Below are 17,472 nucleotides of genomic sequence, written 5' to 3'. Positions count from 1 at the left end.
AATGTCGGATGTTCTGGTCGCGCAGGACGGCTCGGTCGCCACGATCACGCTGAGTCGACCGGAGCGCAAGAACGCGATGACGGTCGAGGCGTGGCGGTCGTTGCGTGAGACGTTCGGTGCGCTCCAGCACGACGATTCCGTCCGCGCCGTGATCCTCACCGGCGCCGGTGGTGACTTCTGCACCGGTGCCGACATGGAGCGGCGCGACTCCACCCATCCCCTCGACCGTATGCGGGAGATCAACGAGACGGCGCTCGCCGTCGCGGAGTTCTCGAAGCCGTTGATCGCGCAGGTCGAGGGGTATGCGGTGGGCGCGGGATGGAACATGGCGTTGCTGTGCGACGTGGTCGTCGCCTCCCGCACCGCGAAGTTCGGTCAGATCTTCGCGCGGCGCGGACTGTCGATCGACTTCGGCGGGTCGTGGATCCTGCCGCGCCTCGTGGGACTGCACCAGGCGAAGCGTCTGGTCATGCTCGCCGACATCGTGTGCGCCGAGGAAGCATACGACCTGGGCCTGGTGACCGAGCTCGTCGAGCCCGACGCCCTCGCCGGTCGCGCCGCCGAACTGGCCGCGCGGCTGGCCGCCGCCCCGCCGGTCGCGGTGAGCATGTCGGCGCGGATGCTCGAGCAGGGTTCGTCGCTCACGCTCCGCGAAGCACTCGAGAACGAGGCCCGCTCGCAGGCGATCAACCACGCCACCGACGCCCCCGATGCGATGCGTGCATTCGTCGACAAACGCGAGCCGTCGTTCACCGGCGGATGGCGGGTACCGCCCCCGGTAGACACCCCTTCCTGACGGTTGCGTCCGGGACGGTTCTGAGCGTCACCTACGATAATCGGGTGGACTTGCACCTCGTGACCTATTTCGTGGCGGTCGTCGACCACGGCGGGATCACGAAAGCTGCTCAGGCACTTTACATTTCGCAGCCGTCGTTGTCGCAGGCCATCCGCACCCTCGAACGCCGCCTCGACACGACCCTGTTCGACCGCACCGGCCGACGGCTCACCCTCACCGAGGACGGTCGTGTCCTCGAGGGCGCCGCACGCCGCATCCTGGCCGACGTCGAGCGGGCGAAACAGAAGGTCGCGGCGGTGCGCGATCTCCAGGCCGGTCGTGTCGAGATCGTCACCTTCGCGACGTTCTCGATCCACCCCGTCATCGAGTTCGTCCAGCGCTTCCGTCGGCGCTACCCCAACCTGACCGTGCGGGTGAACGACGCCGAAGGCCCTCCCGGAGTCCACGCGGCGCTGCGCCGCGGCGAGGCGGAGATCGGCATCACCGACCTGTCCGTCGATCACGCCGGCATGATCACCGTTCCGGTCCTCGAGCAGGAGATGGTGCTCGCCGTGCACCCCGACCTCGCCGCCGACGTGCCCGACCCCGTCACCCGGGCCCAGGTCCGCGACTTCCCGCTGGTCCTCGACCTCGGCTCCCGCGCGAGCGCCGCACGCACCGGTGAACTGCTCGGCGATCAGAACGTCGTCGTCGACTGCGCCAACCAGGCAGCCCTGTGGCAGTTCGTCGAGCGTGGCACCGCCGGGACGATCGTGCCGCGTCGCGTCGCCGAGAAGCAGATCCCCGGTGCGGTCGTCCGGCCCCTGGACCCACCGTTCCGGCGTCCCGTCGGATTGGTGATGCGACCCGGCGATCTGTCCCCCGCTGCCGCCGCATTCGTGGCGACCACCACCGGCACCCCCTGGGAAGCGTGACGACATGGAGTTCCGTCAGGTCGAATACTTCCTCGCCGTCGTGGAGAACGACGGCATCAACGGCGCGGCCGCCGAGCTCGGCGTCGCCCAGCCCACCGTCTCCCAGGCACTGCGCAGCCTCGAGCGCGAGCTGGGGGTGCAGTTGTTCCACCGCATCGGGCGCGGCATGGTGCTCACCGCGGCGGGCAAGGCACTGATCGGCCCGAGCCGGCAGATCCTCCGCGATGTGAACGCGGTCGAAGAGCTGCTCACCGTGTCGACGACCGAGGTGACGGGCCGACTGGATCTGATGGTCTTCCCCGCTCTCGCAACCGGCCCGATCGTCGACCTGGTCTCCGAGTTCCGCCGTCTCCATCCCAAAGTCACCGCGCGCCTCGGTGATCTGCGTGCGGAGGAGTTCACCGCGTCGGTCATCCACGACGGCTACTGCGAGTTCGTCGTCACCCATCTGCCCGTCGAGGACGAGGTGGGTCTCGAGATCATCGAGCTCGGACAGACCGAGTACTGGCTCGCCTATCCCCCCGGCACCGACCTGCCACCCGGGCCGCTGTCCTTGGCCGAGCTCCCCGACATCCCGATGGTGTTCGTGCCGCGCGGCGGTGGCTCCGTGAGCGACGCGATCGACTACGCAATGCGGCAGGCCGAGGTGCGCCGTCCCATCTCCGTGCTCACCGATCATCGCGAGGCCCGCCTGCCGATGGTGCTCGCCGGTCTGGGTGGGTCGTTCGTCGAACGGACGCTCGCCGAGTCGGCGCAGGACGTCGCGGTGGTCCGTCCGTGCGAGCCGACCTTCGCGCAGTCGTACGGACTGGTGTTCGACCCGGCCTCGCTGTCGAAGGCCGGTCGCGCCTTCGTCGACTTCGTGCGGTCGTCCGAGGAGTCCGGCGCGGAGGAGCAACTCCCGACGGAACGGTGACATCCGGGGATCCGGGGGCGACGATGGTGGGGACGACATCCACTTCTCCTCGGGAGATGATCCGTATGTCCACCTCGACGACTTCCTCCGTCCACCTCGATTCCGTCGACGCGTACGCGCAGCGCGTCCTCGATTCCGTCCTCGGCACCATGGACACCCTCACGATCCTGATCGGCGACCGTCTCGGCTGGTACCGAAGCCTCGCCGACGACGGACCTGCGACGGCCGGCGAACTGGCCGAACGCACCGGAACCCACCCGCGGTACACCCGCGAGTGGCTCGAGCAGCAGGCTCTGACCGGTCTGCTCGACGTCGACGACGGCGATCCCCCACGCTTCACGCTGTCTGCGGTCGGTCGCGAGGTACTCACCGATCCGCACAGCCTGGCGTACATGGCGCCGCTCGCCCGGATGATCGTCGGCGCGACGATGCAGCTTCCCGGTCTGCTCGAGGCGTACCGCAACGGTGGCGGCGTGAGTTGGAGCCAGTTCGGCCGCGACGTGTGCGAGTCGCAGGCCGACGCGAACAGGCCGCTGTTCGAGAAGGCGCTGCCCGATGCTCTGCGGTCGGTACCGGAGGTCGACCGGGTGCTCGGTCAGCCGGGCGCGCAGATCGCCGACATCGGCTGCGGCGGGGGATGGTCGACGATCACGATCGCGCGCACCTATCCGGATGCGAAGGTTCACGGCTTCGACATCGACGCCCCGTCGGTGGAGATGGCCCGGTCGAACCTCGCGGAGAATGCCGATGTGGCGCAACGCGTCACGTTCACGCAGTGCGACGCGTCCGAACTGCCCGATGGAAACTTCCAGGCGGCCTTCGCATTCGAGTGCGTCCACGACATGCCCCGACCGGTCGAAGTGTTGGCTGCCGTACGGCGGTCGCTCGCACCCGGCGGGTTCATGATCGTCATGGACGAAGCGGTCGCCGACACCTTCACCGCGCCCGGCGACGACGTCGAACGGCTCATGTACGGCTACAGCCTCACCATCTGCCTCCCTGACGGTATGAGCCACACCCCGAGCGCCGCGACGGGCACCGTCATGCGTCCCGCGACCCTGCGCCGCTATGCCCTCGATGCCGGTTTCACCGAGGTCGACGTGCTCCCCATCGAGGACTTCGGCTTCTTCCGCTTCTACCTCCTCCGCACCGAATAGCGTTGCCCGTCGAAAGTTCGGGGAGGTTGTGTTCGCGTTTCTCGAAAAACACGCACACAACCTCCCCGAAGTTCTGCTCAGACGGGCGCACCGGCCGCTCCCAGAGCACGCCGCACCCGTTCGACGAAGACTTCGGGCCGCCGGTAGAGGAGGTCGGCGCCGACCCGGATGACCGTCCACCCCAGTTCGGGCAGCACCGCGTACCGATCGATGTCGCGGGTGCGCTGAGTGGGGTCGGTCCAGTGCTGCACGCCGTCGTACTCCACGAGCACCCGCCACTGCTTCCATCCCATGTCGGCTCGCGCCACGAACACGTCGCCGTCGAAGATCTCGATCTGGGTCTCCGGCGGTGGGAGACCGGCACGGACGAGGAGCAGACGCGTGTGGGTCTCGGGCGGTGACGCAGCCCCACCGTCGACGAGGGCGAGCACCCGCGGCACGGCACCGATACCGTGTGCGCCTTTGCTCCTCGTCGCGAGTTCCTCGATCTCAGGCACCTTCAGGCCGGTCGCGTTGCAGAGCGCGTCGATCGTTTCGACGGCCCGATCGAACGGCATTCGTCGGGCGAGATCGAAGGCCGTCTGCGCCGGTGTGGTCGCGAACATCCCGTCGACCACGCAGGTGTCGAGCTTCGGGGCGCGTCGGACCGAGATGCCCGGCGCCGACCGGACGTGATCGGAGCGGACGAGTTCGGCCGCCGCATCCGGGTCGAGCCATCGAGTGCCGTGCACGGCAGCGGCGGACACTCCCGCGAGGACGCCGCGGCCCTGCGACCACAACCATGCCGCCTTCGCACGCAGCAGCGGGGTGGCCGGGATCTCTCGTCGGATGTAGACGTCGCGGTGGAGGTGGACGAAGTCGGGTGCGAGCCGATGCCGCGTGACGACGCCGGCAGCGAGTGCCGCGCGTCCCGAGAACGGTTCGTCGAAGTCGATCACGCGCCGAGCATGCCGGGCGCGACGCGCCTCCTGACGCCGCGTCGAGGCCCGGTTGTGGACAACCCGGCGTCATCCCCAGCCCGGTCACCTGCGACGAAAGAAGTTCGGGGAGGTTGTGTCCGGGCTTTTCGAGAAAAACCGAACACAACCTCCCCGAACCGGGAGCTGTCTGCTTACGCGACGCGCTCGAAGATCGCTGCCAAGCCCTGGCCGCCGCCGATGCACATGGTCTCGAGGCCGTAGCGGGCCTCGCGACGGTGCAGCTCGCGGGCGAGGGTGGCGAGCATGCGTCCGCCGGTCGCGCCGACCGGGTGGCCGAGCGAGATGCCGGAGCCGTGGACGTTGGTGCGCTCGAAGTCGGCCTTGCCGAACTTCCACTCGCGGGTCACGGCAAGGGCCTGCGCGGCGAACGCCTCGTTGAGCTCGATGATGTCGACGTCGGCGAGGGTGATGCCCGCCTTGGCGAGGGCGACCTCGGTGGCCGGCACGGGGCCGATGCCCATGACCTTGGGCTGGACACCGGCGACGCCCCACGAGACGAACCGCACCAGCGGGGTCAGGCCCAGCTCGGCGGCCTTCTCCGGGGTGGTGACGATGGCCATGGACGCGGCGTCGTTCTGGCCGCTGGCGTTGCCGGCGGTGACGGTGGCCTCGGGGTCCTGCTTGCCCATGATCGGCTTCAGCTTGGCGAGGGTCTCCAGGCTGATGTCGGGACGCGGGTGCTCGTCGGTGTCGATGACCTCGTCGCCCTTACGGCTGCTCACCGTGACTGGGATGATCTCCTCGGCGAGGATCCCGTTCTTCTGGGCGTGGACTGCACGCAGGTGCGAGTTCAGGGCCAGCTCGTCCTGCTCGTCGCGGGAGATCGAGTACTCCCGACGCAGGTTCTCCGCGGTCTCGATCATGCCGCCGGGCACCGGGTAGAAACGGCCACCGGCGGTCGAGCGGGCTCGGACCAGCCCGTCGTGCATCTGCACACCGGTGCGGGCGCCGCCCCAGCGGATATCGGTGGAGTAGAACGCCGCGTTGCTCATCGACTCGGTGCCACCGGCGACGACGAGATCGTGGTCGCCGTTACCGACCTGGAAGGCGGCCTGGATGACGGCCTGCAGGCCCGAACCGCAGCGACGGTCGATGTGCATGCCGGGCACCGTGATCGGCAGACCGGCGTCGAGAGCGACGACGCGGCCGATGGCCGGGGCCTCACTGTTGCCGTTGCAGTGGCCGAGGATGACGTCCTGAACCTGTTCGGGCGCAACACCGGTGCGCTCGAGCAGACCCTTCAGGGCTGCGACACCGAGATCGACTGCGGTGAGGGACTTGAACATTCCGCCGTAGCGGCCGATCGGGGTACGGACCGGCTCGCAGATGACAACTTCACGCATGATGACCTTTCGGGAAGAGAGGGAGGTGACGGATGGACCGTCACATGAAGCGGCCGCCGGTGACCTCGAGGACGGTGCCGGTCATGTAGGAGGACATGTCGGACGCGAGGAACAGTGCGACGGAGGCGATCTCGTCGACCTCGCCGGGGCGGCCCATGGGGATCTCGGCCATCTTCCGGTCCCATGCCTTCTGCGGCATGGCCTCGGTCATCGCCGAACGGATCAGGCCGGGCTGGATCGCGTTGACGCGGACGCCGTGGTGCGCCATCTCCTTGGCGGCGGCCTTGGTGAGGCCGACGATGCCCGCCTTGGCGGCGGAGTAGTTGGTCTGGCCGACCATGCCGACCTTGCCGGACAGCGAGGAGATGTTGACGATCGCGCCGCGCTTGGCCTCACGCATGATCGCGGCGGCCTTGCGGGTGCCGTGCCAGGTGCCCTTGAGGTGCACCGAGATGACGAGGTCGAAGTCCTCTTCGGTCATCGTGCGCATCGTCGCGTCGCGGGTGATACCGGCGTTGTTGACCACCACGTCGAGCGAACCGAAACCGTCGACGGCCTCGGCGAGGAGGGTGTCCCAGTCGGCGGACTCGACGACGTTGGCGCGCACGGCCCGGGCCACGTCGCGCCCTCCGAGCTTCTCGGCGGCGGCGGTGGCGGCATCGAGATCGAGGTCGCCGATCACGACGCGGGCGCCGGCGTCGACGAACTCCTGCGCGATGGCGAAGCCGATTCCCTGAGCGCCACCGGTGATCACGGCAGTGCGGTTCTCCAACAGAGACATCTATGATTCCTTTCGGCGGGACTCGGACGGCCCCCAGACAAGTCGATGCTCCGAATATAACGGCGAACCGGCCGGTAGAACGGCTCTCATCCATCGACAATGCCTATACGGGAATGGCGCCATTCGTATTGGACACCTCCCCGCGGCCGCACGAAGGTTGTAGACATGACACTCTCCATCCCGGCCCCCGAGGTCGACGAGGACGACTTCCGCGAGATCCTCGCGCAGACCCGCGCGTTCGTGCGCAACGTGGTCGTGCCGCGCGAACAGGAAATCGCCGAGACCAATGCGATTCCCGAGGACATCCGCCAGGCCGCGAAGGACATGGGCCTGTTCGGATACGCCATCCCGCAGGAGTGGGGCGGCCTCGGCCTGAATCTGCAGCAGGACGCGGAACTCGCGATGGAGCTGGGTTACACGACCCTGTCGCTGCGCTCGATGTTCGGCACCAACAACGGCATCGCCGGCCAGGTGCTCGTCAACTTCGGCACCGACGAGCAGAAGCAGCAGTGGCTCGAGGGCATCGCCTCCGGCGAGGTCGTCGCATCCTTCGCCCTCACCGAGCCGGGCGCCGGCTCGAACCCGTCGGGTCTGCGCACCAAGGCCGTGCGCGCCGGTGACGACTGGGTGATCACCGGCGAGAAGCGCTTCATCACCAACGCGCCGCTGGCGAACCTGTTCGTCGTGTTCGCCCGCACCCGTCCGGCAGACGGGAACGGCACCGGAATCGCGGTCTTCCTCGTCCCCGCCGACACCCCCGGACTGACGGTGGGCAACAAGGACGCCAAGATGGGCCAGGAGGGCGCCTGGACCGCCGACGTACACTTCGACGACGTGCGTGTGCCGAACTCCGCGCTCGTCGGCGGCAGCGAGGACGTCGGCTACAAGGCCGCCATGGTCTCGCTCGCCCGCGGTCGCGTGCACATCGCCGCACTGTCGGTCGGCCAGGCCCAGCGCGCACTCGACGAGTCTGTCGCCTACGCCGCGACCGCCACGCAGGGCGGCAACCCCATCGGAAACTTCCAGCTCGTGCAGGCGATGATCGCCGACCAGCAGACCGGTGTGATGGCCGGCCGCGCCCTCGTCCGCGACGCCGCGAAGGCGTGGGTCGAGGAGACCGACCGCCGCATCGCACCGTCGGTCGCGAAGCTGTTCTGCACCGAGATGGTCGGCAAGGTCGCCGATCTCGCCGTCCAGATCCACGGTGGCACCGGCTACATGCGCGAGGTGCCGGTCGAGCGGATCTACCGCGACGTGCGTCTGCTGCGCCTGTACGAGGGCACCAGCGAGATCCAGCGTCTGATCATCGGCGGCGGACTCGTCAAGCAGGAGCAACAGAAGAACTCCTGACCTTCGGGGCGCGGTTCCGGAACAGGTACGTCCGGAACCGCCCCCGAACCGATTCTTGCGAATCACCTTCCACCGCATACGAAGAAACCCCCGGCATCGGATGCCGGGGGTTTCTCGTGTGCGGGGTCAGGAGACCGTCAGTCGCGATCGCAGATCGGTCTTGAGGATCTTGCCCGCGGCGGAGGTCGGCAATGCGTCGACCACCACCACTTCACGGATCTTCTTGTACGGCAGGACCTGTTCGGCGACGTACGCCTTCAGCTCCTCCGCGGCGGGCTCCTCGCCGTCGACGGGGACGACGAAGGCTACCGGCTCCTGACCGATCGCGCCTGCCTCCCGCCCGACGACCGCCGCAGTGGACACCTTCGGGTGGGTCACCAGGATCTCTTCGAGCTCACGCGGATACACGTTGTAGCCCTTGTAGATCAACATGTCCTTCGCCCGGTCGGCGATGTACACGAATCCGTCGGCATCGCGGTAGGCGATGTCGCCGGTGGCGAGCCAGCCGTCGACGTACTGTTCCGCGGTGATCTCGGGGTGTCCGAGATATCCGTCGGTGACCTGCGGTCCGCGGATCCACAGTTCGCCGAGCTCTCCGTCGGGGAGGACGACGGTCGGATCGATCTGCGAGCGGATCTCGAGTTCGGTGTCGAAGACCGGGAGGCCGACGCTTCCGAGGCGGTACTCCGAGTCGACGACGAGCGGCATCGCCGTGACGACGCAGGTGCCCTCGGTGAGCCCGTAACCCTCCGCGATACGTGCGTTGGGGAACGCACGCTCGAGGTTCCCGAGGGTCACGTGGTCGATCGGAGCGGCACCGGACGACACGACCCGCACGGTGGACAGGTCGCGGGTCTCGACGTCGGGATGCGTAGCGAGGGCGTGCCACATCGCCGGGCTGCCGGTGATGTAGCCGGCCTCGTACCGTTCGATCAGCTCGAGCATCCGGGCCGGATCGAAGCGACCCGCGAGGACCTGGGTCAGGCCGCACGCGAGAAGGAACGACGTGTTGATCAGCGCGTGCGCGTGGAACAGCGGCGACACCACGATCGTCGAACCCTGACCCGGGACCGCACCGGCGATTTTCAGGTCGCCGATCGGTTCGAGCGAGATGCGCCCGTCGACATCGGCGACCAGCTGGTGCCCGGCGCGCCACGCACACATCTGCGTGACGTTGCCGACGACGTTGCGGTGCAGGACGCGCACGCCCTTCGAAATGCCGGTCGTGCCACCGGTGTACGCGATGTGCGCGATATCGTCCGGACTGGTGACGACCGGTTCGAAGGTCTGCGGACGTCCTTCGAGCGCATCGCCGAAGCGCACGGCACCCGGCGCGGTGACCGCTTCGTCGGAGACGACCGCGATCAACCGGATACTCGTTCCGGACGCAGCCCGGAACAGGGTGTCGGCCTGTGCGGAACCGGTGACCGCCGCGGCTGCGGAAGTCTCCTCGATCTGCCGGCGCAGACCCGGTTCGGGCTGCAGCGGATTCACGAGCGTGACCGCCGCTCCGACGCGGAGCGCACCGTAGTAGGCGATGTGGAACTCGACGCAGTTACCGAGGTGCAGGAGCACCACGTCGCGGGCCCGCACCCCGGCCTCGTGCAGCACGCCGGCGAACTGCGCCGAGCGTGCGTCGAGGTCGTTGTAGGTGAGCACCCGGTCGCCGTCGATCACCGCGGGACGGTCGCCGTAGACGGCGGCGAGGCTCGGTGCCCACACCGCCATCGTCGTCGCCGGGTACGACAGCCTGCGCTGTGCGAGGTCGGAAGCCGAGGTCATGGTCGACGCCCGGTTCACCGCGGTGCCATACGGATGGCGCCGTCGAGGCGAATGGTCTCGCCGTTGATGTAGCCGTTCTCGAGGATGTTCGTGGCCAGCTGCCCGAACTCGTCGGGCCGGCCCAGACGCGACGGGTTGGGCACGGTCGCTTCGAGCGACTTGCGGACGTCCTCGCGCAGGCGGGCGAGCAGCGGGGTGTCCATGATGCCGGGGGCGATGGTGTTGACGCGGATGCCCTTGCTGGCGAGGTCGCGTGCGGCGACGATCGTCATGCCGACGATGCCGGCCTTGGACGCCGAGTAGTTGATCTGGCCGATCTGGCCCTCGAAGGCCGCGACGGAGGCCGTCATGACGACGGCGCCACGCTCGTCCTCGATGAGGTCGAGTTCGGCCATGCGCTCGGCGCCGAGGCGCAGCGCGTTGAACGAGCCGATGAGGTTGAGGCGGATCACGAACTCGAAGTCCTCGAGCGAACCGGCCTTGCCCTCCTTGTCGAGGATGCGCATCTTGCGTCCGGCGCCGGCGCAGTGCACGACACCGCGCAGGCCGCCGCGCTCGTGCGCGACGTCGAGAGCCGCAGCGAACTGCTCCGAATCGGTCACGTCGCCGGGGGCGAAGACGGCGCCGTCGCCGAGCTCCTTGGCGATCTCCTCACCGTTCGAGCCGGGGAGGTCGATGAGGGTGACGTTGCCGCCGGCGGCCAGGACGCGACGTGCCGTGGCGAGACCGAGACCGGACGCTCCGCCGGTGACGGCAACGGACAGACCCTTGAGTTCCATAGTGTTTCCTTCGGATTCGTAGCAGCTGGGTGACGTGAGATCAGAGCAGTTCGAGGATGGTGGCGTTGGCCATGCCGCCGGCCTCGCACATCGACTGCAGACCGTAGCGGATGCCGTTGTCGCGCATGTGGTGCACGAGGCGGGTCATGAGAATCGCGCCGGAGCCGCCGAGGGGGTGGCCGACACCGATCGCGCCGCCGAGCGGGTTGAGGCGGTCGGGCTTCGCACCGGTCTCGACCTGCCATGCGAGCGGCACCGGCGCGAAGGCCTCGTTGATCTCGAAGGCGCCGATGTCGTCGATGGACAGACCGGAACGCTCGATGGCCTTCTCGGTGGCGGGGATGGGGCCGGTGAGCATGACGACCGGGTCGTCGGCGGCGACGACGGCGGTGTGGATGCGTGCGAGCGGGGTCCAGCCCTGCGCCGCGGCGTATTCGCTGGTGGTGATGAGCAGGGCGCCGGCACCGTCGGAGATCTGCGAGGAGTTGCCGGCGTGGATCACGCCGTCCTCCTTGAAGACGGTCTCGAGCTTGGCAAGCGACTCGACGGTGCCGCCGCGGCGGATGCCCTCGTCGGTGGCGAACTCGCCGACCACGGCGATCTGGCCGGTGAAGGCGCCCGCGTCGGTGGCGGCTGCGGACAGTTCGTGCGAGCGCAGCGAGAATTCGTCGAGCTGCGTGCGGGAGAAACCCCACTTCTCGGCGATCATCTCGGCGCCGATGCCCTGGCTGAAGCCGCCGACCTCGAAGCGGTCGAGCACGTTCTGCGGGAAGTGCTGACCGTCCTTGCTGGCGCTGCCCATCGGCACACGGCTCATGGACTCGACACCACCGGCGATCACGACGTCGTTCTGGCCGGAGATGACGGTCGCGGCGGCGAAGGACACGGCCTGCTGGCTCGATCCGCACGCCCGGTTGATGGTGGTGGCGGGTACGGTGACCGGCCATCCGGCCGCGAACACGGCGCTGCGCGAGACGATTCCGGCCTGGTCGCCGACCTGGCTCACACAACCCCACTGGACGTCGTCGATCGTGGCGGGATCGAGGCCGGTCCGCTCCGCCAGTGCGGTCAGCACGTGGGCGGACAGGTTGACGGGGTGGATCTCGGACAGTGCACCACCTCGACGTCCGATGGGGGAACGGACGGCGTCGACGATCACGGCATCGCGCATGCGAATCGGTCCTTTGCTGTTGCGGGACACGGTTGCCGGGCAACCGTGGTGGGAAAAGACGACCGGCCGGGTGGTGGTCCTCACATTCGAGGAGACCATGCACCCGGCCGGTAGGGGTAAGTCTTTCGGCGGAAGCTTCCGTTAGGCGGAAGCTATGCCGAACAGGTCAGGCGGCTGCCCGGATGATCTTGCGGTCGCGCTCCGGGTCGGCCAGGAAGAGCACCAGGATCGCGGCGAGCGCACCGAGTGCACCGATGACCTGGAAGGCCGTTGCATAGCCCTCCGCCGCGGTGGCGGCGTTGTCGACGAGGACACCCGTGCCGTAGGGGGCAACGAGACCGCCGACCGCCATCAGCGCGAGGAAGACACCCATCGTGCCGGCGGTCTGCTGCGGCGGGCACAACTCGGAGATCGCGGCGTTGATCAGCGGGAACGCGATGGCGCCGAAGCCGTAGCCGATGGAGACGACCGCGACGGCCAGAGCCGGCGTACCGATGGACGGGAGGAAGACCAGGATGGCACCGCAGATGAGCACACCGACGGCGGGCACGATGATGCGGACGACCCGCGAGCGGTAACCCTTGGCGCTGAGGCGGTCGGTGACCGTGCCCGAGCTGATCATGAGGAACAGACCGATGATGGACGGCAGGGCGAACATCGAGCCGGCCTGCAGAGCGCTGTAGCCGAGACCGACCTCGAAGTAGGACGGCAGCCAGGTCAGGACGACGGTGGTGAGCGCGTAGACGACCATGATCAGGATCGCGCAGCTGATGAAGGTGCGAGTGAGGAAGATCTTGCGCCACGGCACGGACGGTTCGGTCTGCGCGGCGGAAGCGGCGGTCTCGGCGCCCTTGACGGCCCGGGTCGTGTAGGGGCCTTCCTTCCAGCCGAGGAGCCAGCAGCCCATCCAGATCGCACCGAGGATCGACAGCGAGATCAGCGCGGCACGCCATCCCCATTCGACGGTGATGAAGGTCAGGACGGGAGCGAGGGCGATCTTGGCGACCGAGGCGGAACCGGCCAGGAAGGCGCCGGGCAGGCCACGCTTGGCCGGCGGGTGCCACGAGTACGCGGCGGTGTGCATGAGCGCCGAGCTCGGTCCTTCGGCGAGACCGAGCAGCATGCGGGTGACGACCAGCATCGCGAAACTCGCACTGACGACCAGCGGCAGCATGACGAGCGACCAGGTCAGGCCGAGGGCCAGCAGGGCCCAGCGGAGGGTCATGTACTTGTTCAACGGCCCGGCGAAGAAACCGCCGACGGTGAATGTGACGAAGAACAGCGACCCGACCAGGCCGATCTGGGAGGAGCTCATGCCGAGCTCACGCGCCAGAGGCTGGGCGATGATGCCGAGGACGGCCTTGTCGGCGTAGTTGACGACGTAGAGGAAGATGACCAGGCCGGTCATGCTCCACGCGCGGCCGGGGGTCACGAGAGGTGTCGAGCCGGTCGTCGGCCGACCGGGCCCGCCGGCGGCTGCCGACTTGTCGTGCGCGATTTCGCCTGTGGTCACTGGGAGTCCCTTCAGAACTCGAGCGGGATGGCCGACTTACGAACGATCGGTATGTCGCTGTCGGAGGAACGTCACGCCTGGCGTCTGCATGTATTGAACGTGAGCCATGTCACCTGAAGCAAAGAGCGGGAGGCGAACGAATCGATCACTGAAACCTATGACTCATCACACGGCGGATTCAGGCCGCATCGAGTATTGGTCTGCGCTAACCGAGCGATAGCCGATCGGTGCTGTTCCGGGCGGCAAAACCTGGGCATGCTGACTGTGCCCGAAACAATCTGCGACGAGGACGAGCGAGCCCAGCATGAACTCCACCGCTTCCACCGACGAACTGCCCTCGTCCACTGCACCCCTCGCGGGAGTGCGCGTGGTCGAGGTGTCCAGCTTCGTGGCCGCACCCCTGTGCGGCATGACCCTGGCCGCGCTCGGCGCCGACGTGATCCGGGTCGACCCGATCGGCGGCGCTGCCGACTACCGCCGCTGGCCGGTCACCGACGGCAACGAGTCGATCTACTGGGCCGGCCTGAACAAGGGCAAGCGATCACTCGCAGCGGATTTCCGTAGCCCGGAGGCACAGAACCTGATCCGCGACCTGATCATCGATGCCGGCGTGCTGGTCACCAACGCCGCCGGTCGCTCGTGGCTCGACTACGACGAACTCGCCGCGATCCGCCCCGACCTGATCCACGTGCAGGTCCTCGGTCGCGCCGACGGCACCGGCGCCGTCGACTACACCGTCAACGCCGCCGCCGGTTTCCCGCAGGTCACCGGTGCCGAGAACGTCTCGACTCCGGTCAACCACGTGCTGCCCGCCTGGGACGTCTCGTGCGGCCTGTACGCGGCCCTGTCGGTTGCCTCGGCCGTCTACCGTCGCGAGATCACCGGCGCCGGAACAAGAGTCGTTCTCCCGCTCGAGGACGTCGCGTTCGCGACCGTCGGCAATCTCGGTTACATCGCCGAGGCCCAGCTCGGCCGCCCCGTCCGGGAGAAGGTCGGCAACTCCGTCTACGGCACCTACGGCGCCGACTTCGCCACCAGCGACGGCGCACGCTTCATGCTCGTCGCGCTCACGCCGCGCCACTTCCGCGATCTCACCGAGCTCACCGGCACCGCCGAGGCCGTGGCCGCACTCGAATCCGCCCTGGGCGTCGACTTCCGCGACGAGGGCACCCGGTTCGAGCACCGCCACGTGCTCAACAGCCTGTTCGGCGCCTGGTTCTCGCGCCACACCGCCGACGAGGTCGAGACGGCGCTGGGCGGCACCTCGGTCCTGCACGAGCGCTACCGCACGTTCGCCGAACTCGCCGCCGACCCGCGCGTGACCGACAACCCGATGTTCCACAAGCTCGACCAGCCGCGCATCGGCAGCTACCACGCCCCGAGCACCCCGATGTCCTTCGACGGCCGGTACCCCGAGGTCCGCCCCGCGCCGGCCAACGGCGACGACACCGCCGAGGTGCTCACCGAACATCTCGGGCTGACCGACGACGAGATCGACGCCCTCGCAGCATCCGGCACCATCCGCATCTCCCAGAAAGAGCACGCATGACCCGCCTCGCCCAGACCCTCGGTCTGACGGAATTCCAGTCCGAGATCCTCGACACGGTCCGCGCCTTCGTCGATCGCGAGATCATCCCGAACGCTCAGGAACTCGAGCACTCGGACACCTATCCGCAGGCCATCGTCGACCAGATGCGCGAGATGGGCCTGTTCGGGCTGATGATCCCCGAGGAGTACGGCGGGCTCGGCGAGTCGCTGCTGACCTACGCGCTGTGCGTCGAGGAACTCGCCCGCGGCTGGATGAGCGTCTCCGGCGTCATCAACACGCACTTCATCGTCGCGTACATGATCCGCCAGCACGGCACCGAAGAGCAGAAGCAGTACTACCTGCCCCGCATGGCCACCGGTGAGGTCCGCGGCGCGTTCTCGATGTCCGAGCCCGAACTCGGCTCCGACGTCGCCGCCATCCGCACCAAGGCCAAGCGCGACGCCGACGGCAACTACGTCATCAACGGCCAGAAGATGTGGCTGACCAACGGTGGTAGCTCCACTCTCGTCGCCGTCCTGGTCAAGACCGAGGAAGGCTCCGACAAGCCCCACAAGAACCTGACCACCTTCCTGGTCGAGAAGCCTGCCGGCTTCGGTGAGGTCGTCCCGGGTGTCACCATCCCCGGCAAGATCGACAAGATGGGGTACAAGGGCATCGACACCACCGAGCTCGTCTTCGACAACTACAAGGCCTCGGCCGATTCGATCCTCGGTGGGGAGCCCGGCAAGGGCTTCTTCCAGATGATGGACGGTGTCGAGGTCGGCCGTGTCAACGTCTCGGCCCGCGCGTGCGGTGTCGCGATCCGCGCCTTCGAGCTCGCCGCCCGCTACGCCCAGCAGCGCACCACCTTCGGCAAGCCCATCGCCCAGCACCAGGCGATCTCGTTCTCCCTCGCGGAGATGGCCACCAAGGTCGAGGCCGCCCACCTGATGATGGTCAACGCCGCGCGTCTGAAGGACTCGGGTGAGCGCAACGACGTCGCCGCCGGTATGGCCAAGTACCTCACCAGCGAATACTGCTCCGAGGTCACCCAGGCCGCCTTTCGCATCCACGGCGGCTACGGCTACTCGAAGGAGTACGAGATCGAGCGCCTCATGCGCGAGGCTCCCTTCCTGCTCATCGGCGAGGGCACCAGTGAGATCCAGAAGACGATCATCAGCAAGGGCGTGCTGCGCAGCTACGCACTGTAAGGTGCTCCCCCACAATCACATCCATCCCTGGAAGGACAACGCGTGAAGCGCACGCTGTACAACGAGGATCACGAGGCGTTCCGGCAGACAGTCCGCGACTTCATCGCGAAGGAGGTCGTGCCCGTCTACCCCGAGTGGGAAGAGACCGGCCATCCTCCGCGCGAGTTCTACAGCCGCATGGGCGAACTCGGGCTCCTCGGCATCCAGGTTCCCGAGGAGTACGGCGGAGGCGGCGAGACGTCGCTGAAGTTCAACGTGATCCTCGCCGAGGAGGCGTCGGCGGCCGGTGTGTCGTTCGGTTCGTCGTCGGTGCACTCGAACCTGATCCTGCCGTACATCATGCAGAACGCCACCGAGGAGCAGAAGCAGCGCTGGCTCCCCGGGTTCGCCTCGGGTGAGCTGATGTTCGCCATCGCGATGACGGAGCCGGGCACCGGTTCCGACCTCGCCAACATCGCGACCACCGCGAAGCTCTCGGAGGACGGCAGCCACTACGTCCTCAACGGCGCGAAGACGTTCATCACCGGCGGTGCTCTCGCCGACCGCATTCTCGTCGTGGGCCGCACCTCGCCGTACAACCCCGAGGACCGTCGCGGTGGCCTGTCGATCCTGGTGGTGGACACCAAGAGCGAGGGCTTCGCGGTCGGACGCAAGCTCCACAAGATCGGTCTCAAGACCTCGGACACCGCCGAGCTGTCGTTCGACGACGTGAAGGTGCCGGTCGCCGATCTGCTCGGCGAGGAGGGCGAGGCGTTCTCGTACCTGACGCAGAACCTCGCGCAGGAGCGTCTCACCATCGCGTTCGGTGCTGCCGCCACCGCGGCCGCGGCGATCCAGCACACCATCGCATACACCAAGGACCGCAAGGTCTTCGGCAAGCCGGTCGCGTCCTTCCAGAACACCAAGTTCGTGCTCGCCGAGTGCTCGACCGAACTGCAGGCCATGCAGATCATGGTCGACAACGCGATCGAGCTCAACGACCGCGACGAACTGACGGTGCCCGACGCCGCCCGCGCGAAGCTGTTCGCGACGGAGGCCGCCGGCCGCATCATCGACAAGTGCCTGCAGCTGCACGGCGGCTACGGCTACATCACCGAGTACCCCATCGCCCGCCTCTACGCCGACACCCGCGTGACCCGCATCTACGGCGGCACCAACGAGGTCATGAAGACGATCATCGCCAAGGATCTGGGACTGTAGGTCTTCTGTAGTTCTTCGGTGGAGTGGGCCCCGCTACCGGGGGTTCACTCC

The 17,472-nt window shown here is 67.8% G+C and carries 15 protein-coding genes; 8 read left to right on the top strand and 7 right to left on the bottom strand.

The window, feature by feature from the left end; translation table 11 throughout:
• Position 1 precedes the first annotated feature (1 nt).
• The 4 genes from M3330_RS12640 to M3330_RS12625 are packed head-to-tail and all read left to right on the top strand — an operon-like array spanning position 2 to position 3,783.
• Entirely contained in the window at positions 2–796 is a 795-nt protein-coding gene (locus M3330_RS12640; RefSeq protein ID WP_255024902.1) for an enoyl-CoA hydratase/isomerase family protein, read from the top strand.
• Positions 797–840: 44 nt separating this feature from the next.
• On the top strand, positions 841–1,710 hold the full coding sequence (locus M3330_RS12635; RefSeq protein WP_006550724.1) for a LysR family transcriptional regulator: 870 nt from the start codon (positions 841–843) through the stop codon (positions 1,708–1,710).
• A 4-nt stretch (positions 1,711–1,714) separates the two neighbouring features.
• Positions 1,715–2,626 (top strand): LysR family transcriptional regulator, encoded by a 912-nt coding sequence (locus M3330_RS12630; protein WP_019290612.1) that lies wholly within the window; start codon positions 1,715–1,717, stop codon positions 2,624–2,626.
• A 56-nt stretch (positions 2,627–2,682) separates the two neighbouring features.
• A complete protein-coding gene (locus M3330_RS12625) occupies positions 2,683–3,783 on the top strand; it encodes a class I SAM-dependent methyltransferase (RefSeq protein WP_200359022.1) in 1,101 nt (366 codons plus the stop codon).
• A 77-nt stretch (positions 3,784–3,860) separates the two neighbouring features.
• On the opposite strand, the gene M3330_RS12620 is transcribed toward M3330_RS12625, so the two are convergent.
• The 3 genes from M3330_RS12620 to fabG form a co-directional block, all read right to left on the bottom strand.
• Positions 3,861–4,721: an endonuclease domain-containing protein gene (locus tag M3330_RS12620; protein ID WP_255024901.1), complete on the bottom strand. Its 861-nt coding sequence runs from the start codon at positions 4,719–4,721 to the stop codon at positions 3,861–3,863.
• Positions 4,722–4,894: 173 nt separating this feature from the next.
• Positions 4,895–6,106 (bottom strand): acetyl-CoA C-acetyltransferase, encoded by a 1,212-nt coding sequence (locus M3330_RS12615; protein WP_006550728.1) that lies wholly within the window; start codon positions 6,104–6,106, stop codon positions 4,895–4,897.
• A 40-nt stretch (positions 6,107–6,146) separates the two neighbouring features.
• Complete coding sequence (gene fabG, locus M3330_RS12610) at positions 6,147–6,887, bottom strand: 3-oxoacyl-ACP reductase FabG (protein ID WP_006550729.1); 741 nt, start codon at positions 6,885–6,887, stop codon at positions 6,147–6,149.
• 165 nt (positions 6,888–7,052) lie between these two features.
• Here fabG and M3330_RS12605 point away from each other — a divergent pair, with 165 nt between their 5' ends.
• Entirely contained in the window at positions 7,053–8,237 is a 1,185-nt protein-coding gene (locus M3330_RS12605; protein WP_019290607.1) for an acyl-CoA dehydrogenase family protein, read from the top strand.
• Positions 8,238–8,363: 126 nt separating this feature from the next.
• On the opposite strand, the gene M3330_RS12600 is transcribed toward M3330_RS12605, so the two are convergent.
• The 4 genes from M3330_RS12600 to M3330_RS12585 form a co-directional block, all read right to left on the bottom strand.
• On the bottom strand, positions 8,364–10,019 hold the full coding sequence (locus tag M3330_RS12600) for an AMP-binding protein (protein WP_064060055.1): 1,656 nt from the start codon (positions 10,017–10,019) through the stop codon (positions 8,364–8,366).
• A gap of 14 nt (positions 10,020–10,033) precedes the next feature.
• Complete coding sequence (locus M3330_RS12595; RefSeq protein WP_024102416.1) at positions 10,034–10,798, bottom strand: SDR family NAD(P)-dependent oxidoreductase; 765 nt, start codon at positions 10,796–10,798, stop codon at positions 10,034–10,036.
• Positions 10,799–10,838: 40 nt separating this feature from the next.
• Entirely contained in the window at positions 10,839–11,969 is a 1,131-nt protein-coding gene (locus M3330_RS12590; RefSeq protein WP_033097525.1) for a thiolase family protein, read from the bottom strand.
• A 166-nt stretch (positions 11,970–12,135) separates the two neighbouring features.
• Complete coding sequence (locus M3330_RS12585) at positions 12,136–13,482, bottom strand: MFS transporter (protein WP_006550734.1); 1,347 nt, start codon at positions 13,480–13,482, stop codon at positions 12,136–12,138.
• Positions 13,483–13,786: 304 nt separating this feature from the next.
• Between M3330_RS12585 and M3330_RS12580 the strand changes: the two genes are divergently transcribed.
• Genes M3330_RS12580 through M3330_RS12570 form a run of 3 tightly spaced genes read left to right on the top strand, consistent with a single transcriptional unit; the run spans position 13,787 to position 17,421 of the window.
• Complete coding sequence (locus M3330_RS12580) at positions 13,787–15,031, top strand: CoA transferase (protein ID WP_033097526.1); 1,245 nt, start codon at positions 13,787–13,789, stop codon at positions 15,029–15,031.
• Positions 15,028–16,221 (top strand): acyl-CoA dehydrogenase family protein, encoded by a 1,194-nt coding sequence (locus M3330_RS12575; protein WP_255024900.1) that lies wholly within the window; start codon positions 15,028–15,030, stop codon positions 16,219–16,221. The genes M3330_RS12580 and M3330_RS12575 overlap by 4 nt, the downstream gene beginning before the upstream one ends.
• 42 nt (positions 16,222–16,263) lie before the next feature.
• Positions 16,264–17,421 (top strand): acyl-CoA dehydrogenase family protein, encoded by a 1,158-nt coding sequence (locus M3330_RS12570; RefSeq protein ID WP_255024899.1) that lies wholly within the window; start codon positions 16,264–16,266, stop codon positions 17,419–17,421.
• Positions 17,422–17,472 lie beyond the last annotated feature (51 nt).

This window comes from Rhodococcus sp. GA1 (genome assembly GCF_024321955.1).
Lineage (GTDB): Bacteria > Actinomycetota > Actinomycetes > Mycobacteriales > Mycobacteriaceae > Rhodococcus > Rhodococcus pyridinivorans.
The sequence above is the reverse complement of the archived record's forward strand: the minus strand, read 5'-3'. Positions and strand labels throughout refer to the sequence as shown.